The 20,968-nt window shown below is 39.9% G+C and carries 20 protein-coding genes and 1 other annotated feature (1 of these 21 cut by a window edge); of the genes, 7 read left to right on the top strand and 13 right to left on the bottom strand.

Translation table 11 applies throughout. The features are described 5' to 3' along the window. Positions 1–20: 20 nt before the first annotated feature. The 3 genes from AC0VYV_RS05360 to AC0VYV_RS05350 all read right to left on the bottom strand — a co-directional run bounded on the left by AC0VYV_RS05360 (position 21) and on the right by AC0VYV_RS05350 (position 2,281). Entirely contained in the window at positions 21–1,316 is a 1,296-nt protein-coding gene (locus AC0VYV_RS05360; protein WP_475366773.1) for an ATP-binding protein, read from the bottom strand. Between the two features lie 99 nt (positions 1,317–1,415). Next, complete coding sequence (locus AC0VYV_RS05355; protein WP_430245693.1) at positions 1,416–1,937, bottom strand: GNAT family N-acetyltransferase; 522 nt, start codon at positions 1,935–1,937, stop codon at positions 1,416–1,418. Between the two features lie 143 nt (positions 1,938–2,080). Then, positions 2,081–2,281: a hypothetical protein gene (locus tag AC0VYV_RS05350; protein WP_475366772.1), complete on the bottom strand. Its 201-nt coding sequence runs from the start codon at positions 2,279–2,281 to the stop codon at positions 2,081–2,083. Positions 2,282–2,761: 480 nt separating this feature from the next. Between AC0VYV_RS05350 and AC0VYV_RS05345 the strand changes: the two genes are divergently transcribed. Then, positions 2,762–3,961, top strand: coding sequence for a cytochrome P450 family protein (locus AC0VYV_RS05345; RefSeq protein WP_475374544.1), 1,200 nt, complete (start codon positions 2,762–2,764; stop codon positions 3,959–3,961). Between the two features lie 64 nt (positions 3,962–4,025). Here the strand turns inward: AC0VYV_RS05345 and AC0VYV_RS05340 are convergent, their stop codons facing one another. Further along, positions 4,026–4,475, bottom strand: a complete 450-nt coding sequence (locus AC0VYV_RS05340) for a CBO0543 family protein (protein WP_475366770.1) — start codon at positions 4,473–4,475, stop codon at positions 4,026–4,028. 203 nt (positions 4,476–4,678) lie between these two features. Between AC0VYV_RS05340 and AC0VYV_RS05335 the strand changes: the two genes are divergently transcribed. Beyond that, positions 4,679–5,125 carry a GNAT family N-acetyltransferase gene (locus tag AC0VYV_RS05335; RefSeq protein ID WP_475367460.1) on the top strand — a complete coding sequence of 149 codons (447 nt, stop codon included), beginning with the start codon at positions 4,679–4,681 and terminating at the stop codon, positions 5,123–5,125. A gap of 81 nt (positions 5,126–5,206) precedes the next feature. Continuing rightward, a complete protein-coding gene (locus AC0VYV_RS05330; protein ID WP_475374880.1) occupies positions 5,207–5,932 on the top strand; it encodes a Bax inhibitor-1/YccA family protein in 726 nt (241 codons plus the stop codon). A gap of 227 nt (positions 5,933–6,159) precedes the next feature. Here the strand turns inward: AC0VYV_RS05330 and AC0VYV_RS05325 are convergent, their stop codons facing one another. Then, complete coding sequence (locus AC0VYV_RS05325) at positions 6,160–6,606, bottom strand: DUF4385 domain-containing protein (protein ID WP_430245684.1); 447 nt, start codon at positions 6,604–6,606, stop codon at positions 6,160–6,162. 219 nt (positions 6,607–6,825) lie between these two features. On the opposite strand from AC0VYV_RS05325, the gene AC0VYV_RS05320 reads away from it, so the two are divergent. Together AC0VYV_RS05320 and AC0VYV_RS05315 are read left to right on the top strand one after the other, a co-directional pair. Beyond that, on the top strand, positions 6,826–8,637 hold the full coding sequence (locus tag AC0VYV_RS05320; RefSeq protein ID WP_475374543.1) for an LTA synthase family protein: 1,812 nt from the start codon (positions 6,826–6,828) through the stop codon (positions 8,635–8,637). Between the two features lie 260 nt (positions 8,638–8,897). Continuing rightward, the gene (locus AC0VYV_RS05315; protein ID WP_475368552.1) at positions 8,898–10,406 is read left to right on the top strand and encodes a PGAP1-like alpha/beta domain-containing protein; all 1,509 of its coding nucleotides are present in this window, start codon (positions 8,898–8,900) and stop codon (positions 10,404–10,406) included. 40 nt (positions 10,407–10,446) lie between these two features. On the opposite strand, the gene AC0VYV_RS05310 is transcribed toward AC0VYV_RS05315, so the two are convergent. The 5 genes from AC0VYV_RS05310 to AC0VYV_RS05290 form a co-directional block, all read right to left on the bottom strand. Beyond that, positions 10,447–11,406: a siderophore ABC transporter substrate-binding protein gene (locus AC0VYV_RS05310; RefSeq protein ID WP_475374542.1), complete on the bottom strand. Its 960-nt coding sequence runs from the start codon at positions 11,404–11,406 to the stop codon at positions 10,447–10,449. Between the two features lie 144 nt (positions 11,407–11,550). Continuing rightward, the gene (locus tag AC0VYV_RS05305; RefSeq protein WP_475374541.1) at positions 11,551–12,309 is read right to left on the bottom strand and encodes an iron ABC transporter ATP-binding protein; all 759 of its coding nucleotides are present in this window, start codon (positions 12,307–12,309) and stop codon (positions 11,551–11,553) included. Further along, positions 12,306–13,253, bottom strand: coding sequence for an iron chelate uptake ABC transporter family permease subunit (locus tag AC0VYV_RS05300; protein WP_475366765.1), 948 nt, complete (start codon positions 13,251–13,253; stop codon positions 12,306–12,308). The genes AC0VYV_RS05305 and AC0VYV_RS05300 overlap by 4 nt, the downstream gene beginning before the upstream one ends. Continuing rightward, positions 13,246–14,196 (bottom strand): ABC transporter permease, encoded by a 951-nt coding sequence (locus tag AC0VYV_RS05295; RefSeq protein WP_475374540.1) that lies wholly within the window; start codon positions 14,194–14,196, stop codon positions 13,246–13,248. Before AC0VYV_RS05295 ends, AC0VYV_RS05300 begins: the two co-directional genes overlap by 8 nt. Positions 14,197–14,383: 187 nt before the next feature. Further along, positions 14,384–14,899: a GrpB family protein gene (locus AC0VYV_RS05290; protein WP_475374539.1), complete on the bottom strand. Its 516-nt coding sequence runs from the start codon at positions 14,897–14,899 to the stop codon at positions 14,384–14,386. Positions 14,900–15,407: 508 nt separating this feature from the next. Here AC0VYV_RS05290 and AC0VYV_RS05285 point away from each other — a divergent pair. Both AC0VYV_RS05285 and AC0VYV_RS05280 read left to right on the top strand, forming a co-directional pair. Next, positions 15,408–16,865 (top strand): MDR family MFS transporter, encoded by a 1,458-nt coding sequence (locus tag AC0VYV_RS05285; protein WP_475374538.1) that lies wholly within the window; start codon positions 15,408–15,410, stop codon positions 16,863–16,865. A gap of 129 nt (positions 16,866–16,994) precedes the next feature. Next, a complete protein-coding gene (locus AC0VYV_RS05280; RefSeq protein WP_475374537.1) occupies positions 16,995–17,507 on the top strand; it encodes a DUF3189 family protein in 513 nt (170 codons plus the stop codon). Between the two features lie 169 nt (positions 17,508–17,676). On the opposite strand, the gene AC0VYV_RS05275 is transcribed toward AC0VYV_RS05280, so the two are convergent. The 3 genes from AC0VYV_RS05275 to AC0VYV_RS05265 form a co-directional block, all read right to left on the bottom strand. Next, positions 17,677–18,780 (bottom strand): copper resistance D family protein, encoded by a 1,104-nt coding sequence (locus tag AC0VYV_RS05275; RefSeq protein ID WP_475368546.1) that lies wholly within the window; start codon positions 18,778–18,780, stop codon positions 17,677–17,679. Between the two features lie 3 nt (positions 18,781–18,783). Further along, positions 18,784–19,350, bottom strand: coding sequence for a copper resistance CopC family protein (locus AC0VYV_RS05270; RefSeq protein WP_475374536.1), 567 nt, complete (start codon positions 19,348–19,350; stop codon positions 18,784–18,786). Between the two features lie 314 nt (positions 19,351–19,664). Beyond that, positions 19,665–20,888: an MFS transporter gene (locus AC0VYV_RS05265; protein WP_475368544.1), complete on the bottom strand. Its 1,224-nt coding sequence runs from the start codon at positions 20,886–20,888 to the stop codon at positions 19,665–19,667. A gap of 66 nt (positions 20,889–20,954) precedes the next feature. Further along, positions 20,955–20,968, bottom strand: a binding site (T-box leader); it runs 237 nt beyond the window's last position.

Genomic DNA, 20,968 nt, shown 5'->3' with positions numbered 1-20,968 from the left:
GACGCATCAATTATGCCCCTTCATTTTTCTATTTTAAAAAGAAGGATAACGGTTGTCCCTTTATTAGGGGAGCTTTCATAAATGATCTCCCCGTTCATGGCCTTCATAATGCTATGCGAGACCATCATCCCTAACCCTGTCCCTTTTTCTTTAGTAGTGAAAAAAGGCTCCCCCATTCTTACTACCTGCTCTTCCGACATACCAATGCCAGTGTCAGATATGCTAACTTTTAATTCAAAACCTTTATGTAAAGCATCAACAGTTAATTCTCCTCCATCCGGCATCGCTTCAATGGCATTTTTTAAAATATTTAGCAGACACTGCTGAAATTTACGCTTTTCTGATTGAATATAAGTGGGGGATATATCAATTTTTGAGTTAATGGTCACATCCGACATTGTAGCAAGAGGCTGAATGACGCTAAGGCTTTGCTCAAGTTCACTTTTTACATTTATTTTCTCTACCTTTTCTGGAAAAGGTTTGGCGAAGGTTAAATAATCATTAATAATTTCTGTTGCTCGATCAAGCTCATCAATAGCAAGCTCCATGTACCCCTTCGTTTTCTTATCTTCTAAGTCACTGTTGATCATTTGGAGAAAACCGCGACTAACGGTTAAGGGGTTGCGCACTTCGTGTGAGATGCTTGCGGCAAGGTGACTCGCCACCTCTAACTTCTGGCTTTCCATTACCGAATGAAGCAATTTAAATTGGTTCATAAATACTTCATAAATAAGCGTTGCTAGAACGACACCAGTTAAACTAACGAAATTGAATAATATCCAAGTTTCTATGTTTATTTGCGACTCAAAAAAAACAAGCGACACTCCAGTTGAAATACTCCCAAGACAGGCATCTAACCCAGCAGCAACCGCTAACTTCCATTTGAGGTCCAATTTAAGAAAGTGTTTTGATACTAGTGAAGTGAATATCGCAACGAGTGAAAATGAAAGCAATGTAGGATAAAAACCGCTACCTCCAAGCATAAAACGATAGCTTAATAAAACGAATAAATAGATAAGCGACACCCATTTCCCGCCATACAAAGCACCAAGAATAAAAGGGATCCTTCTAAAATCTAATATAAAATTTTCGTTAATCACAATGGGATACATCATACAGAGAATAACGGAAAGGAGGGGAAATATCGCAAGCAACCAACCTGATGATCGTTTTAAAAAGGAAGTTTGCTTCAGTAGATAAAGAATCTGAATAATACTTAACGGTGCAAAAACGAGTAATAAGTTTAGTAGGAAGCTCTTTGCAGTTAGGATCATCGTCATTGCCACCACTTTTCTAATGATTAGTAAGGTTGTCATAGTAAATATTCTTTATCTTTCCTTCTAATTCCTCTTTACAAAATGTGTAATCTTATTCTTTTCTATTGATAATGAAGCATTTTCTTTGTTATAGATGACTCACCTTTCTTCCACTTTCGGAATACAGGCATATAGATCAAGCTTTTTATCCCATTTACGAATCGTTTTCTCATAGGACATCCCAATCCGTTTCGCCACTTTGATAGAAGCTTTGTTCTCAGGATCAATTAATGAAATTAGCTTCGAAAGACCTATTTGCTCAAAACCATATTTCTTACAAGCCATCGCGGCTTCCGTTGCATAACCATTTCCCCAATTCCTTCTAGCAAAAAGATAACCGATCTCAACTTCAACACAGCCGTCCATTTTTTGAAGTACAAGCCCACATTGCCCAAGAAAACAGCCACTTCTTTTCTCTTCAACGATCCACATGCCAAAACCATAAACACTGTATTGATGCAGCGTCCATTCCACCCATTTCATCGTATCTTCTCTACTTTTACATGCAGGATAGTACCTCATTGCTTCCTTATCAGAAAAAATCTCTAAAAGGTAATCAACATCCTTCTCCCTCATTTTTCTTAAGATCAGTCGATTCGTGGAAAGAACTTGTGCTGTCATATAACTCACCTCTATGGCAGTAAAAAAGTTACAATCAAAACTTGATTGTAACTCTTTTTATCATTATCTTATACTGTGATGAAATAAAACATTCATTCCCATAATAGGAGGACGCTCATTCTCTTCCTCATCCTGATCGTTTGTTAAAGAGCTTCCTCGTGCCGATTTTGCTGATCAAGATCCCCAAACTCCATCGCCTCCAATATGGCCTCTTCTGAAAAGCCGGTTAATATGGAGATTTGTCTTATGTCACATGTTTTTTTCTGATGCTGCCTAATGAATTGAATGGCTACCATTGCTTGATACATAATCTTTGTATACTTGCTTAATAGCTGTTGACTCATCGAGCTTCGGCCACTTCCTCTCTTGGATGAGAGAAGAGAGGAGCATCACTCCCTTATCCTTTAACCTACCACTCTTACGCCTTTGTTCCAATAAGAAAAACTGAATTTTTACAATTTTTGATTAGAAACTTTTGTAGTCGACATAATAATTGGTTTTCTTTGGGTTTACTTCCTTTTATAGGTTCATTTTGAAAGGAAATGAGCAATCCTACAAATGTTTCTTTTTCCATAGTTCTCAATTCAAATCTAATGGTCATTGTTTCACAATATAGGTAAATTGTAAGACTGGTTTTATCCCTCAACCAGTTCCTGGTTCTACTTGTTCCTAATTCGCCATAATGAAAACGTCTTCTCTATGAAATCTGAGGATCGTGTGACACTTATTACTGTTTATTGAGAATTCTTAGTTTTTCATCTATACTAACCATATTGACTGACCAGTCAGTCTAATGGTTTAAAACAATAAAGGAGGAACATTGTATGCAATCCGTTGAATCTGTCTATCAATCCAACTTTAAAAAAGGGGCATATGCTTTCTACGAAAACTTGCGCCAAAATGAGCCGATTACGTCCATTGGAAACTCCAATGGTAACAATACGTGGATCGTCACATCTTATGATGATGTTCTTGAGCTGCTAAAACGTCCTTCCTTTATTAAAGACCAATCAAAACTCTTCTCAAAAAGCGCTCGTATGGAAGACGAGCCAATGGAAACGAAGATTTTTCATCATATGATGCTAGATGTTGATCCACCAGATCACACGCGGTTACGAAAACTTGTTCAGCCTGGTTTTAACCCTAAAGCGATTAAACAACTAGCTCCCCGTATAGAAACCATTGCTGATCAATTAATTGAAGAAATGAAGCAAAAGAATGATGTCGTGGACTTAATTGACGATTTTGCTTTTCCTCTACCAATTATCGTCATCTCGGAATTGCTTGGTGTACCAACGGAAGATCGAGATAAGTTCAGAAAATGGTCCAACTCCATCGTCTCCGCTTCCGACAATATGGAAGGCGAATTCATGAAGGATGTTCAGGAGTTTACCGAATATCTTACAATTCTCTTTAACAAAAGAAAAGCTGATCCACAAGATGACTTGATTTCAAACCTTATTAAACATGAAGAAGATGGAGAAAAGTTAAGTTCGGATGAGCTCTATTCAATGGTTTTTCTACTCATTATTGCCGGTCATGAAACGACTGTTAACTTAATTGGCAACGGTATGCTCGCTCTTTTCGAACATCCAGATCAGCTCGAGCTGTTACAAAGCGACTTTTCTTTAACAGAGAGCGCCATTGAAGAAGCGCTTCGTTATTATAGTCCCGTCGATTTCTCGACCGCTCGCTGGGCAGAAGAAGATTTTGAATTCAAAGGCGTTCAATTAACAAAAGGAGATATGATCCTCGCCTCCATCTCATCTGCTAACCGCGATGAGAAGAAGTTCGACAATCCGAATAAGTTTGATATTACTCGTAAACCAAATCCTCACATCGCATTTGGCTATGGCATCCACTTCTGCCTTGGTGCTCCACTAGCAAGGTTAGAAGGAAAGATTGCTTATCAAAAATTACTTTCTGCTTTCCCTTCGATTCAATTAGCAGGAGCTCCTGAGGATGCTAAATGGCGCAATATGTTCTTATTACGTGGACTAGAAGAACTTAAAGTTCAGCTCTAGTTGTTGTAACCTCTAGCTTAAATCAAAAGCCCCTCCTATTTTGTAGGAAGGGCTTTTGGTTTCATTATATCGGCACGTGCCTTTTTAATAATAAAAAGTATCCATAGCATACGAGATAGGCAAGCAAGTATGAAACATATGTCCAGTAGATCGTCCACCCATTAGAATAGTGAACGAGATTAATCCATACGCCAATCCCCTCAATGATCGTGGTGATCAGAGAAAAAAGTAGGATAATGACGAGAGGATGAAAGGAAGTTCGTTTAATAGTTAGAAACAAAAAGCCTGCTAGAATCGGATAAACACCAAAATACATCGGCATCGCTGCAATGGTTTCCATTTCATATTCAGGGTCAATGCGCCAGAAATCAAAATGTATTCCAAGCACATCAAAAATAATCGCTACAAAGGCTGCAAAAGGGGCAATCAGAAGAAAAAGCGTAAAATCTTTTCTCACAAGATAAATTCCAGCGATCCACGGAATTACAAACGCAGCAACAATGTTAAATAGCATTTTCGATCACTCCTCATATAAGGAATGCACGAATTTGATTAGATTTATACATATTCTTATAGTTTGCTCTATCCGGTTCAAATCATCGATCGGTTTGAGCAAAAATCAAGAAATCAACATATCGTCTTCATTTACAGATATCGTAGAAAATGATTATACTCAATCTATACAATAGGTTGGAATGAGGAGGCTATTAACGAATGATTGCAGTAAGAATAGAAACAGAAGAAGCATTAAAGGAAGCCTTTAAGATACGTAAAGAAGTTTTTATCGACGAACAAGGAACGCCAGAGGATGAAGAGTATGACGAATTTGATTCACTCGATACAGCCGAACATATTCTCGTTCTTGATGAAGAAAAAGCAGTGGGCACGGCTAGATGGCGCATCGTTGACGGCGTGGGGAAATTTGAACGTATTTGTATTTTACAGTCACACCGCAAGCTTGGGATTGGTAATTTAATCGTACATAAACTTGAAGAACTTGCCATCAAGAAAAGCATTACGAATGTAAAGCTACATGGCCAGGTACAGGCAGAGGGCTTTTATCATAAGCTTGGTTACGAAACAAAGTCAGATGTTTTTATGGAAGATGGCATCCCTCACATTCTCATGAGGAAAATACTACCTGAAACTTTCTCAGCTCTTTAATCGTAAGTTAGATTAGAATTAAAATTGGGAACATATCTATTAGAATGAATCTACTCTTACGAAAAGGATGAAGTATACATGATGCGAAGCGGAAATCCCGTTTTAAAAAATAATACCTTTAACAAAACACGTGATCAAGGTGAAGCGATGACAATTGGAGGAACGGTAGCGAAGACTTTCTTCTTATTCCTCTTTTTACTCGGATCATCCATCTATACCTGGTACCGCTATGCTCAAGGAGAAGATGTGTATACGATGATGGTCATTGGTGCGATCGGTGGACTGATCTTTGCACTAATTACAGCATTCTTTCATCGTGCTGCACCGATCACAGGCCCAATCTACGCTACGCTTGAAGGCTTTGCCATTGGTGGTTTATCCGCGATTCTAGAAGCCCGATATCCCGGAATCGTTATTCAAGCCGCCGCTTTAACTTTCTCAGTAATGGGCGTACTGCTTTTCCTTTATGCTGCTCGCATTATAAAGGTTACAAAGAACTTCCGATTAATGATCGTATCCGCAACACTTGCGATTTTTGTTGTATATATTATTGACCTTGGGCTGAATCTCTTCTTGAACGCCAACGTTCCTTACTTACACTCGAATGGCGTCGTAGGGATAGGCATTAGTCTATTCATTGTGGCCATCGCTGCGCTCAACCTTGTACTTGATTTTGATTTTATCGAAAAGGGAGCAAACCGCGGTGCACCAAAGCATCTTGAATGGTATGGCGCATTCGGGCTAATGGTTACGCTCGTATGGTTATATATTGAGATTCTTCATTTACTACAGAAATTAAGACGATAACGACCAAAAAGCCACGTCCTGAGGACGTGGCTTTCTTATTATCATTGCATTCAGCAATTACCTATATCAATACTTAATAAGTAGAGAGATCATAATAAAGCCCCCTATAAGGGGAGATTTCCGCGAAAATCAAATTTATTCCGCGCTTTTCTCATTAATTCCGCGAATTACACCGGTTTTTCCGCGATATTTAAATTAATTCCGCGAAACCACTGTAATCGCTCGGATCAGCCGTACTTCTTCTGATGCTCCTTCTTCTTCTCTAAATAAGCTTCATCTGTACGGACAACCTTCCACTTCTCTTCAAAAATCCTCGCTGATTCGGCTTTTTCCTCATCAATATCCCGCTCGTTCACCTCACCGTCGCTGTCGTATTTCTTGCCGCCTTTATAATTCGCATAGCGACGAGCTCTTGTATAGCCCATCTGAATAAATTTGCGCGCCATATCCATCCCTACGAAATCATCATTTTCCTGGTAGTCTCGAAACATTTGATAGATTTTTTCAGAAGACTTCTTCGCAATATCAGGCGTTTTAAAGCGCCAGTGTGGAAGGATCTCACTTTTATAAGGTTCTATCATCAGAACCCCCTGCTCACCGCGTCCAACGCGGTATTTTTCAGGCTGCTCTCGAAAATTAATATTGTCAAAATCAAGATCATAGTCAAATGCCATCGGTACCACTCCTTTTTGAAGGGTATTCCCAGTATGAGGCAGAGGGTAAACAAGCCAGGGCATATTAAAGCTCTACATGCAGATTCAAAATCTCCTCAAAAGACGCATGCTCCTTACACTCGATGGAAAAAATACACTTATAGCACATTCTAACGTTCCTCCTCATGCATTTTTGGGTAAAGATTAGTCGACAATGATGACAGACGTTAGGAGGATCCCATGATATTTTTCGGCTATGCTTTCTATTTATTTCTCGCCGTTCTAAAATTTGTACTATTTAGCTTCTATACAAATACAGCTTTTCCATTGGATTTTCTCCTTATGAATCTTGCCGGCATGTTACTTTTATCTAGCTGGACACTTCTGATTCAATGGAAGAAACGCCGATGGATATGGCTGACACTGTTGTTTTTACATAGTCTTCTTCTTATATCCGATCTCTGGTACTACCGATACTTTGAAGATATGCTGTCCGTCTCACTCTTTTCACAAATGCTTCAAATGAGTGATGTCGGCGGTGGTTTTATGGCGCTGATTCGCTTTCAAGACTTTTTCCTTTTCGCTGATGTTGTGATCTTTCTATTGGTACTCTTTTTCACGAGAAAGAAACCATTTGAAGTAACGAAGAAAAAACGAAGAGTAACAGCAGGTGCCACATTTCTAATTGGAGTCGTTCTGTTTGCGACACCGTTAATTTTTAGCGCTGTTAAAGAAGATCAGTCGCCAAATCAATCCGTCTCAGATATGCGGGACTACTATCACCTTGGTTTCTGGGGCTATCACGGTGTTGATCTTTGGAGAGGTGTAATGGCGGTGCTTAACTCTGAAGAGGATCTAACCGCAACGCAACAAAGAATGCTAGAGAAAAACGCTGCAGAAAACAAAGATGGTTCCGTTAAGAAACCTAATATCCTTTTGGTTCAATTGGAATCGTTTCAAGGATCGCTCATTGGGCAGAAAATCAACGGGAAAGAACTGACCCCCAACTTAAATCAGCTAAAAGAAGAAACGCTGTACTTCTCTTCGTTTTATCATCAAACACATGAAGGAAGGACTTCTGATGCTGAATTTATAACTAATACGTCCCTCTATCCCTTGAAGTCGGGATCCGTTTATACACGTTTTCCAGAAAATGAATTTGGATCATTACCGGAGCTACTGAAAGAAAATGGCTATGACACAGCAGCTATGCATGCGTATGACAAAGGATTTTGGAATCGCGACAAAGTGTATGAGAATATCGGATTTAATCAATTCTTCAGCAACAAAGATTACCCTAATCAGAAAAAAATCGGCATGGCTTTAAATGATAAAAACTTTCTGACCACCTCTATTGAACATATGGAAACGTTAAAAGAACCATACTTTGCGTTCATGGTGGCATTAACGAGCCACACGCCATATGAAATTCCGGAAGAAGAAAGAGAGTTGGATTTATCGGGATATGAGGATCCGATGTTAAAACGGTACTATCAAACAGTTTATTATGTCGATCAGGCCGTTGGGTTAATGGTTGATGAGTTAAAGCAGAAAGGGATGTGGGAAGACTCCCTCGTGATCTTCTATGGTGACCATGATAGCGGACTGACGAACGAAGGCAGCGAGATGAGAAAGGAAGCCAATGTTGAAAGCGCCGTAGACGCTTTTGAACTCGATCGTCAAGTACCCCTTTTCATTAAGAAACCGAATGAAGGTAGTGGCCAGGTGATCAAAGAAAACGGCGGGCAAATCGATATCGCCCCAACAATTGTCGACATGTTAAATATGGAAATGCCGTATATGATGGGAAATTCTCTTCTTGATGATCAGCCAAACCTCACTGCATTTCGAGATGGGTCTTTCCGATATCGTGATTATTATTACGAAGCTGATTTAACAAAAGATGCTGGAAACGGAACGTGCTATAACGTTTCTACGGAAGAAAAAGTATCGCTTAGGAAATGTGATGATCAAATTGAAAAGGTAACAGAGCAACTCCGCCTTTCTGATGCGATTATAGAAAAGAATGGTCTTGAAAAAGAAAACGAATAGAAACTAAGAATTGACGGTTCAGACCTTTAAAGGTCTGGATCGTTTTTTCTGGAAGGTTGTTATAGTACCTTTGACACAGCTTTTCAATGAGAGAGGAAACACTTGTAAGAACTTCATAGAAACCCGTCGAATGAACAGCGATTGCCGTTCTATTGACCTATACTCCAACTAAGTAAGTTAGTGAAAACGCTCCTTGTTTAATAAACTGAATATTCTTATAGTTGAAGTGGTATAAGACTCATTTCAAATAGGAGGGCTTTATGAAGAAATGGTTGGTGTCACTATTGGTGATGATCTTCTTGCTCGCTCCCCCTTTCGCTCACGACGCACAAGCCGGCATTATAGGAAAAGGTGATGCAACTGGTACACCCGGCGAATGGTACATTGGAGATGAACCCACGACCGTCAAGCCTGGCTCTCTTCCACTCGTATTTGTACACGGATTGAACAGCTCGTCAAACACCTGGATTGATCAAAACGATATGGATGAACTTACATACAGCAAGAACTACCAAACGGCTTTCATTGATTTATACCCTACGAAAAACATGTGGGACAACGGGCAGCTGCTTGCTAGCAAACTAGCAGAGATCAACGCGTACTTTGGGAAGAAAGTGATTCTTGTTACCCACAGTAAAGGTGGGGTTGATGCACAGGCTGCCATCGTTCATGCAAATGCGCAGCAATATGTTGATAAAGTCATTACCCTCTCCACCCCACACAAAGGTTCACAGCTAGCTGATCTTGCCCACAGCAGCTGGGCCGGGTGGTTAGCTGCAATTATCGGAAATCGAAATGACGCCACCTATTCACTACAGACCGGCTATATGAGCTATTTCCGATCCGTTACTGATGCAAAACCGAACATTTCATCCACACCTTACTACACGTTTGGGGGCACTAGTTGGGGGAGTTTCGGTGGCGCGCTCTATTGGGGCGGTTTGTATTTACGACAATATGGCTCAAATGATGGCGCCGTTACGGTGAACAGTTCGAGACTTCCCTATGGAAATGAGATTCGCATCGGGAATTGGGATCACTCGTCCATTCGAACTGGGAGCGCTACGCTTAACTTATTTGAACCTTACTTAACACAGTCGATCCCTGCCTTTGCCCCGCGCACTTCTATCAATGAAACGGCTGCTTCTGATCAAGCTAATGTCCTCATTCGGGGCGGTGAATTTAAGGGAACGCAAGTGGAAAAGTTTGATGTAGAAGAAGATACGAAAAGCATTACGCTCGATTGGATGAGTCAAAACGAGGATTCGGTGATCACTCTTCAAGGGCCTGATCAGAAAACGTATGCGGTGACAGAAACATCTCAAGATGAGGCGATGTTTGAAGGAGCGTTTCATCACCAACTGAAGGTAGACCTCCCTAAATCTGGCACATGGAAACTAAAAGTAAAGCAATCAAAGAAAGAAAGTTACGTGATGCAAGTTGCTTATGAAAGTGAACTAAATCAAGAGCTCCAACTGAAAAGCTCTGCAAAAGTAGTGAAGCTTAATATCGACGAAAACAATGTAGTGAAAGATTCAATCGAAGGAGATATTGTGATTCAATATAGTAAAAATGGAAAAACGAAACAAAAGAAAGTGTCACAGGAAAAATTGAGTGCTCAAAAGTCCTTTCCTATTAAAAATGCTGGTGAAGGCGTTTATCACATCATGCTTGATGTGAACGGTGATACTAAAAAAGGAGCTTCATTTGAGCGAACCATTCTTCATACGGTTTACATTGATGCGGATGGTAAGGTGTATCAGCCTTAATCAAAAAACCCCCTTCGAACGTTCGAAGGGGGCTTTCATGTTACTCGATTCCTTTTTTAACCTCGCTAATCATTTCTGTCACTGACTCCAGTCCGCCACCAGATAAGTACCAGTAGTTTGGATCTAAATAAACAATGTGATCATTTTTATAAGCGTCTGTATTTTTCACAAGTTCATTTTCTATTACTTCTTTCGCCGATGTTTCTGCTCCATCTACAACAGCGTCACGATCAACAACGAAGAGGTAAGCTGGATTTTTTTCTGCGATATATTCAAATGAAATGCTTTGGCCATGCGTCGATGCTTCAAGATCACCATCCGCTTCAGGTAACCCTAACACATCATGAATGAGTCCAAACCTTGACCCAGCTCCGTAAGCACTTACCTTACCACCAGTCACGAGTGTTATTAATCCTTTCTCATCTAAAGAAGATGTAAGCTCCTGAACAGATGAAATTTCTTCATCAATTTTCGCTAATTCTTCTTCCGCTTCTTTTTCTTTCCCAAAAATCTCACCAAGCGTTGTGACATTCTTTTTGAATGAAGGAATATAGTCTGTTGTATCGACTCCCATATAAATCGTTGGTGCAATCTTACTTAATTCTTCATAGGCATCCGACTGTCTGCCTGAAATGATAATTAACCCTGGGTTCATTTCTGCGATTTGTTCAAAATCTGGTTCCTTCAAACCGCCAGCGTTTTCGTATGTATCTGATTCATATTTTGAAAGGTAAGATGGAATATTAGCTTGTGGAACACCCGCTACCTCTACACCCAGTTTATCGAGAGTATCTAGTGTACCAAAATCAAAGACAACAACATTCTCTGGATTTTTTTGAACCGTTGTTTCTCCAAGGTCGTGCTTCACGGTTACTTCTTCTGTTTCTGATGATCCCTTCGCTTCTGCATTTGCTTCTGTTGCTTCAGAATTATTCGTACCGCATGCAGATACGATCAGTGCTAGAGCTGATAGAGCTAAAATCAAAATCCATTTCCTCATTATTCTTCTCCCCTTATCTCTTTTTTGAAGTGTTGATAGAATTGATATCAATTCTCAATCATTTACAATAAAAAAGAATGACCAGAATCATTTAACTTAATGATAATGATTATCAGTATCATTTGTCAATATAGATTTTGAATTTTATGAGAAATAAATTCCAATACGGTGATCACCATAATGTTCAATAGGAATATGCATATCATAAATTTCTTGCAGTACTTCTGTCGTAATCATCTCTTCGGTTCGCCCTTCTCGTATTAGCGATCCATTTTTAAGCGCAACGATTTGGTCTGAGTAAACCGATGCAAAGTTAATATCATGAATCACAATTAAGACGGTTTTTCCCAATTCATCAGCCAGGCGTCTTAACACCTTCATAATTTGAACAGAATGCTTCATATCAAGATTATTTAACGGCTCATCAAGAATGATGTATTCCGTATTCTGTGCAATAACCATGGCAATAAAAGCCCGCTGCTTCTGACCACCGCTTAAATGATCAATAAATTGATCTTGGATTTCTTCCAACTCCATATAGCGAATCGCTTCATCTACATACGCCCAGTCCTCTTTCGTTAATCGTCCCTGGGAATAAGGAAAACGACCAAATGAAACCAATTCACGTACTTTTAACCGAACGTTTAGCTCATTAGATTGTTTCAATATCGAGATTTTCTTTGCAAGCTCATTGCTTTTCGTTTTTGTAACGTTACTCCCATCGATGTAAACTTCTCCTTCATCACATGAAAGCAAGCGACTCACCATTGAGATTAGCGTACTTTTTCCTGCTCCGTTTGGACCGATGAAGGAAGTGATCGTCCCTTTTTGAACAGTGAGAGAGACGTTCTGAACAACTTTTTTCTTACCATATGATTTTGAGACATTTTTGATTTCAATCATGATTTCCTCTCCTTCAGTAGAAGATAAATAAAGTACACGCCGCCAATAAAATTAATAATGACGCTGATCGATGTTGAGAACGTAAAAACGCGTTCGACGATAAGCTGTCCTCCGACTAAAGCAATCACGCTCATAAAAATTGATCCTGATATGAGATAGCTATGTTGATACGTCTTAAGAAACTCATGTGCTACATTGACTACGAGTAGTCCGAGAAACGTAATTGGGCCAACTAGTGCGGTCGAAATTGATACAAGAATCGAAATGACAATTAACAATCGTTTCACGATGTGATCATAATCGACGCCTAGATTCACGGCATGATCACGCCCTAGTGATAGCACGTCCAAGTACTTTATGTATTTCCAGGCATAAACCAATACAATGACGAAAGCAGCAATCGATACAAGTAAGACATCTGTGTTCACATTATTGAAGCTCGCAAACATCCGATCCTGTACAACCTGAAATTCATTCGGATCGATCAACATTTCCATGAACGATGAGAGACTTCCAAATAGGGTACCGAAGATTAATCCAATTAAAAGCAGGAAGTAGATATTCTGTCCTTCTTTTCGAAATAGGAGCTTAAATAATAGACTTGCAAACACCATCATTAAGACAACTGACAAAAGAAAATTAATATTTTTATTTAAGATTAAAATGTTCATTGATCCAAATAAGAAGACAATGACGGTTTGAATGAGCATATAGAGAGAATCAAGCCCAATAATGCTAGGTGTTAGAATTCGATTATTTGTGATTGTTTGAAAGATAACCGTAGAGAATGCAATGGCACTTCCTGTCACAATAATAGCCACAATTTTGATTGCACGCCTCGGCAAAATATAGCCTACATTTCCTCCCAGGTCGATCAATAGAAACGCGCTAATGAGCAGGAGACTGAGCACAAAAAGGAGACTGTTTTTCATACGTTTAGACATAAGCTCTTCTCCTTAACAACAAGTAAATGAATAGAATACTTCCGATTACACCAACCATCAAACCAATCGATATCTCATATGGATAAATAATCAATCGCCCAAGAATATCACAAATTAACACAAATACTGCGCCCAACATGGCAGTTGGAAACAGATTCGCTTTCAGATTATCCCCCATCATGATCGAGACGATATTAGGGATAATCAAACCGAGAAATGGAATGGCTCCTACTGTTAACATCACAACCGTCGTCACCAAAGCAACGATAACGAGTCCGATGTTAACAATCTGTTTATACTTTAAGCCAAGATTAACTGAGAAGTCTTCACCCATTCCAGCAATCGTAAATCGATTGGCGTAAATGTAGGCGATGATAAGTCCTGGAACGCTTATGTATAATAGTTCATACTGTCCTTTTAATACGACTGAGAAATCTCCCTGCAGCCATGAACCGATGCTCTGCATTAAATCATACTTATACGCGAAAAACGTAGTAATTGACCCGAGAACATTCCCAAACATCAACCCTACTAGTGGAATGAAGATCGCATCCTTATATTTCACTCGATCGAGCACCTTCATAAAAAGGAACGTACCCGCTAAAGCGAACAGAAACGAAATCATCATTTTTTGCATTAAGCTAGCGGAGGAAAATAAGATAAGGGAAACGAGAATCCCAAGTCTAGCAGCATCCATCGTACCCGCCGTTGTTGGAGAGACAAACTTATTACGACTAAGCTGCTGCATAATAAGTCCACAAATACTCATGCTTGCCCCGGCAATAATAATACTAACGAGACGAGGAACCCGACTAATCCAGAACACCTGACTCTGCTCATCCGTAAAATTAAACACCTCGAGAGGTGACATGCTTTTGACCCCAATAAACAGGGATACAAAGGATAATAAAATAAATAAACTAATTAAGTATCTCTTCTTCATCTCACTCTTCCCTTTACTAGATTTGGTTAAATCGCTCTTACCACACGCATCTAATTTATAATGATAATCATTATCACTTCGTCATGCAACCTATTTCTGTCTTTTCATTAGAAATAAATAGACATAAAAAAGAGAGAATAGCAGCCAATTTTCTAGCTCGCTTTCTCTCTTTCTTTCAATAACCTATTTATTTTGATACATACCAATCGAGTGCTTTCTTTTCTATATCTTTTACAAGTGTATTCTTACCATCAATATAAGCTTCCATATCCTCAGGATAACGCATTGCTAGCTCAGCCTTTGTCTGTCCATATTTCAGGCGATCACTCCGATGTTCCATTAAGTAGTCTCGAAATGCCAGGTGGCGATCAATGTCCGGATTTCCTAATTCATATAGATGCACATGATGAGAGCGCTGATCTCCACCCTTCCGAAAGAAACGGCGGCCAGTCAGCCCATTTTCACCAAGCGCTTCATATCCAAGTTCTTTCATATACTCATTTTTTTGATCCACTAGACTAAGATCTTTCACAACTGGCATGATATCGATCACAGGCTTCGCTTTCAACCCTTCAACCGCGGTGCTTCCAATATGATGAACTTCGATCATATTATCGCCATATACGCGTTCAAGCTTCTGAGCTTCTAACAAAAACAACTCACGCCAAATTTCATTGAACTCCTGAACTTCTACTTTCCTCATTGTGGTCACCTCAATTAGTTTTAATTTAATCTCGTATTCTAAATAACGCTGCCCACAGACCTTCTACGCTAAAAGTTCCACTAGAAGGATACGCTCTCTTAATCTCAATGGGCTCGAAATCATGGAAGATGGTCCGCAACTCTCTTCCATAAGCATAAGCCACTCCTGTAGACTTCTAGATCGGAGAGGGAGGAACCTCCAAAAAACATGCGAGAGCTTGCCCGCGACAGGTTTATTGGCTAAATTCAAGATTTATTGGCCAAATTGCGGTTTTATTGGCCAAAATCGAAATATATTGGACAAAATCCAAGTTTATTCGCTAACTAGAATCATTACACCTAATTATACCATTATATGGAATAACCACCCCTCCTCCTTAATGAAATTTTTACAATCAAGACGTTTGTAACGAGACGATGATGAGAGTATAATTTGATAATTGATTGAGGGAAAAACTACTTAACTACTACTAATGAAGATGATAAGAAATTGCGAGAGGAGTCCTATCGTGACCACTAAACCTTATAATAAAGTGTTAATTGCGACGCTTCTGCTAGCTGGAGCGTTTATTACAATTTTGAACCAAACTCTTATGATTACGGCGATTCCACCGATCATGGAGGAAATGAACATTACCGCGAATACAGCACAATGGCTGACGACAGTCTTTATGCTAGTGAATGGAATCATGATCCCGATCAGTGCTTTTCTTCTTGAACGATTTACAACGAGACAGCTTTTTATTTCCGCGATGAGTATTTTCTCAGTGGGAACGGTTATTGGCGGATTCGCGCCGAACTTTGGCATGTTGTTAATTGGGCGTGTTATTCAATCCGCCGGTGCTGGGGTTATGATGCCACTTATGCAAACCGTCTTTCTGATGATTTTTCCAGTGAACAAACGCGGCGCTGCGATGGGTTACATCGGGCTCGTGATTTCATTTGCACCCGCCATCGGTCCCGCGTTGTCTGGTTGGATTACAGCTGCCTATTCATGGCGCTTACTCTTTTGGTCAATGCTGCCACTCGCGATTATGATTATTGCAGTTGCCTATTTCGTTATGAAAAATGTGACAGAGCTCACGTTTCCAAAAGTCGATCCGATCTCCATTATTCTTTCATCGATTGGTTTCGGCGGATTGCTTTATGCGTTCACGAGTGCAGGGAACATAGGCTGGGGCAGCATGAGAACGATCGTCGTTCTTATCGTTGGTGTCGTCACGCTGACGATTTTCATATTAAGACAGCTACGTCTTTCACAGCCGATGCTCGAGTTTCGAGTGTTTAAAGATAAGATTTTTACCATTACGACGATCATCGGGATGATGATGTTTCTTGGATTAATTGGTTCAGAAACGTTGATCCCACTATATATGCAAAACATGAGAGACTTTACCGCATTTGAGTCCGGACTTGTCCTACTTCCTGGGGCCGTTATTACAGCATTTATGTCCCCGATTACAGGACGGATTTTTGATAAAATCGGTGCGCGTCTCCTTGCAATTGTTGGTTTAACAATTGTAACTGGCGCAACGCTCGGCTTCTCATTTCTCGATACATCGACAACCATTACGTTCTTAACAGTAATGTATGCGATTCGTATGTTTGGTTTATCGATGGTCATGATGCCGGTCACAACGGCTGGATTGAATCAAATGCCGAAACACCTTATTCCACACGGGGCTGCCATGAATAATACACTGCGACAGATTGCGGCTTCAGTCGGAACGGCGATTTTAGTGACGGTCATGACAACGACCGCTCAAACGGCTCAGCAGCAGCCATCTATCTCAAGACCAGATATTTATGGCGTAAATATCGCATTTCTCGTCATTCTTGCTCTCACGATTGTGGCGCTTGTGCTTTCGTTTTTTGTGAAAAAGACCGCGCCTCAACAAGAATACGAGCAATCGAATGAAGCTCCAGTTGCAAACAACCGGAATCAGCCTAAGTCTGTTAATGCTTAAACGAACATTTTTCATTCAACCGTTCAGTCATTTGACTGAGCGGTTTTTATAATTGAAAGGTTGATCAAAGGATTGTTTCCCGCTAATCAGGTAATACTTGTTAGTAAATTCAATTACAGGGATGAGCATATGATTTACATTTATCATGACTACGGTGGGACACACACCACATCAATAGCTGCAGCCTTTCATTTACATCTTTTAAAGCCCTCTTCTCTTCCTTTAACAAGTGAAGAAGTTCTTGCCGTGCCCTTTTTTAACAAATTAACGAAAAAGGACGCCGGACGACTCCTTTTCCACGGTCGGGATTCAGATGGCCATAAAGTCTACACAATTGGCAAAAAATCGTCGAAACTGATCGTGCCCGCTTTATATGATATGACTTTAATGCTATTTGACCATTTTCAAGTAGATGATCAGATTATCCTCTCAAACACGTCACCAACCGTCCCGTTTGTTATGTCAATAGGAGGAGGTCTTTCTCGAGGGCTTGGCATCGATACTCTCGGAGTACCGCTTCTCATCAATGGGGCTAAAAAGTGCAGTCCGCTCATTCATGATCTCGTTGAGCATACGAAAAAACAAGCTCACCAAACGACGGAAAAAGTGCTCCTACTCGAGAATCAGCATTTTAAGATTTAAATAGTTTTACTTGTAGCCCGTTGAACCATCGTTTGGATCAACGCGCATTTTTCAGTCTAGGTGTTTTCTAAGTTGTAGTTAAAGAAGGAAATCTAAAAACTAGAGCCATTATAGCTAATAGATAAATTAAATACGAACCCCCGAGAGCAAGGCTCTCGGGGGTTCGTATTTACATCATTTGAACGCTTTGTAGCAAAGCTAAATAAGCTGATATGATAAACAACACGCTCATTAGAAATGAAAAAATTGGTGCCATCTTTTTCATAAATGCAGCAATCATCACCACTATAAACACTACGGCTAAAGCGCCAAGCAATAGCGTATTCACGTTAACGACTAATTCAATAGAGACACCAGGTCGAACTAATCCGTTTGTGAATAGCGTAAACAGCGGTGATACGCCTTCAAGACGAATGAGAGAAGCCAGATTGTTTGGAGGTGAAGAGTGGCTCATCGCACCCGTAGCGGCAAAAATCAGTAACACCATAACGGATTCTACTTTTGTCCACGGTCTTGGATCAAACGATTTATTCTCTTTAAGCTTTTTCTTCATGATAACACCATTCAGAAAGGCGTATCCGAGTAGTGGAACAATGAGCAAGTGTTTGATTAACAAGCTTTGTCCGTAAGAAACCATCCATGCATCAGGATAATCTTGTAATGGAATAACGAACTGCATTAACAATAGCCCTGTGATCCCTACTACTATGAAACAGATAATAGCGGTTGGATGAAACCATCTCAGAAATTGCGTCCAGTTTGCCGCGTTTTTTGAAAGCCAGCTTATGACAAAAAGTACTCCTACCCAGGTAATAACAGCCGTAAAGTGTATCGTGTGAATAATGAAACCTTTAACTGGATGAAGAGAGCTTGAATGGCTCGCCCACCCTAGTGCTAGAATGAGAAACAGAAGAAGAACCATACCAATGAATGGATATCTCTTCTCCTGCCCATCATCAACGAAGAGAATAAATAAGCTTAACATAATCGACAGCAGAACCGTAAAAGTCCAAGCCTGACCTACTTTAAATGTGAATAATACTGACGACAGAGCTTGCCCTATTCCATAGTCATCATATAAATAAAGAAGTAAATCCAAAATCGGCATGAAGGAAAAAAGCGCAATTCCTCCTGCAGCCAATAGGCGAATTTTCTTAGGAACATGAATAACCGGCTTTTTATCGTGAGAAATAAATAAGAAAAGATAATCCGCAATCAGTAACGCAAAGCTAATATAAAGCAGTGCTTCACTGATTACTGTTAGGAAAAACATTGATTATTTTTTCCTCCTCATTAACAATACGCTACCAATAAGCACAACAACCAGGACACCAATAACGATGCCGATTACTGTACCACTAGAATTTTCTTCTTCAGCGGTATCTGCCTTAGTCTCTTCTTCTTTATTCATTTGTTCTTCCTTCTCTTTTTCTTCTTCTGAATCTTTCGTTGTTTCTTCAGATGATGACTCATCTTCCTTCACTTCCGATTCAGGTGCGTCTACTGAAAAAGAAAACGTTCCTTCAATTGGATGACCATCAACTCCAATAATTTTCCATGGCACTTCATATTCTCCGTTTTCAATTGGCTGATCAAAAGTTCCAGTCATTGTGTTGTTTTCAATTGTGATGTTATCAACTGCTACGGTTTCACCACTCGCATTTTGTAATTCAAAAGAGCTTGTTTCCTCAATTTCTGTTTCGAAAGTGAGGGTTACTATGTCTAACTCCTCTGTAATTGTACTTCCATCTTCAGGGTTAGAACTTTCCAATCCAGTATGGGCGTAAGTCATATTCCCAAATGTGAGTAAACACGCAATTGTTAAAACTAATATTTTTTTCATTATCGTTCCTCCATTAGTTATTTCTGCTGGCAGAATGATTCTCCGTTTCCTATATGAAAAAGGAATCGGAAAACACACCTGAATAAAATATGTGAATCTTTCACTACTCATCACATTCTTCAACAGTATAGTTTCATTATGAGAAACGCTAAAGGTGAATACAATGCTTACAAAAAAACAGTTTTGGATATTCCATGAACTTTCTCAGTGAGAATAGAAGCAATATTTACTTTTCATTCAAGACAGGTGTTCTGCCTTGACTTTTGTCCTTTCGATCGTTATTTAACACCTGAATTGATTGAAAAGGATGGCTACTATTTAGCCATCCTGTGTACTTTCACCGACCTCGTATTCAAAACAACTCCTAAAAGAAGTAATGCAAAGGTTAGCATCACACTTGAACCTACTATAACGCTAAAACGTATAGATATAAGTTCTGCAGCGATGCCACAGCCAATCATCACGACGATAACAAAAACCGCCTCAAGCCAGCTGAACAAACTGCCAATCCTCCCCATGACATCAACGGGAATATTGTTTTGATAAAAAGTGTAAAAGCCAGTATTCATGAACGAAAGAGAAAAGGAAAGAACAAAGCAACCGATCGCAGCTAACTGAAAGGATGACGATAAAGCAAATATCAGATACCCAATGGAAAGCACAATGGCCCCGCCTCCTATTAACGACAGGGGATCTCTTTTTTCTGCAATAACGGTATTAAGAATGGCTCCCAAAAGAACTCCGATTCCAGCGATACTTACGAGAAAACCATATTCGGTATTTGTCAGATGAAGAACTTCTGTTGCGAAGCTCGCTTCAAGTGAATCGACTCCCCAACTCATCACGCCAACCGCACTCACTAGAAAATAAATGAGAATCACAAAAATAGCGCTTCGACTAAACATGTAGACAACACGCCAATCTTCTTTAATCATTTGAAATGAAATCACACCAGATATGTTCATCCTAGTTTCAGCTTCTATATCAGGTAGCAAGAGAAACAACATGCCAGCAAGAAATAATGCAACTGCATTAAGGTAAATGGCATTGGTTGGCGTTCCGATAATAAATAGCACACCAGCAATCGCTGGCCCAATTACAAATGCACCTGAATCGACCAGGCTTCGAAGAGAATTGAAATGGATTCGCCTTTCTTTAGGAAGAAGCTTCGTCATGTAAGTCATTGATGTTGGATGAAAAATCGAGCTACCCATGTTGATCAGAAATACAAGAGCATAAATCATCCATAAGCTTGATAGTAGCGGGAGAATAAGCATCACTAATGCCTGAGTGACATTCACCCCAATCATAAGCCAACGTTTGTTCACGCGATCAATTAGACTTCCAGCCCATGGATTTGTGAATAAAGTTGCGAATGGCTTCAGTAAGTATAGCCCTGTCACAGCAAGAGCTGACCCTGTTTGATTTAAGATGATGAGATTGAGAGCAATATGGTACACCCATCCTCCGATATTTGACACTCCCATTGTTGTAAGCAACAATAGATCGTTCTTCCGAATAGTACTAAGACGCTTCATAACTTGTCAGCTCCAATCGCGATAAGTTTTAACCAATAAAAAAATCTCACCCCCAGGACGTATAGTCCCGGGGGCGAGAT

The organism is Anaerobacillus sp. QJM3NY_17 (assembly GCF_056173665.1).
The sequence above is the reverse complement of the archived record's forward strand: the minus strand, read 5'-3'. Positions and strand labels throughout refer to the sequence as shown.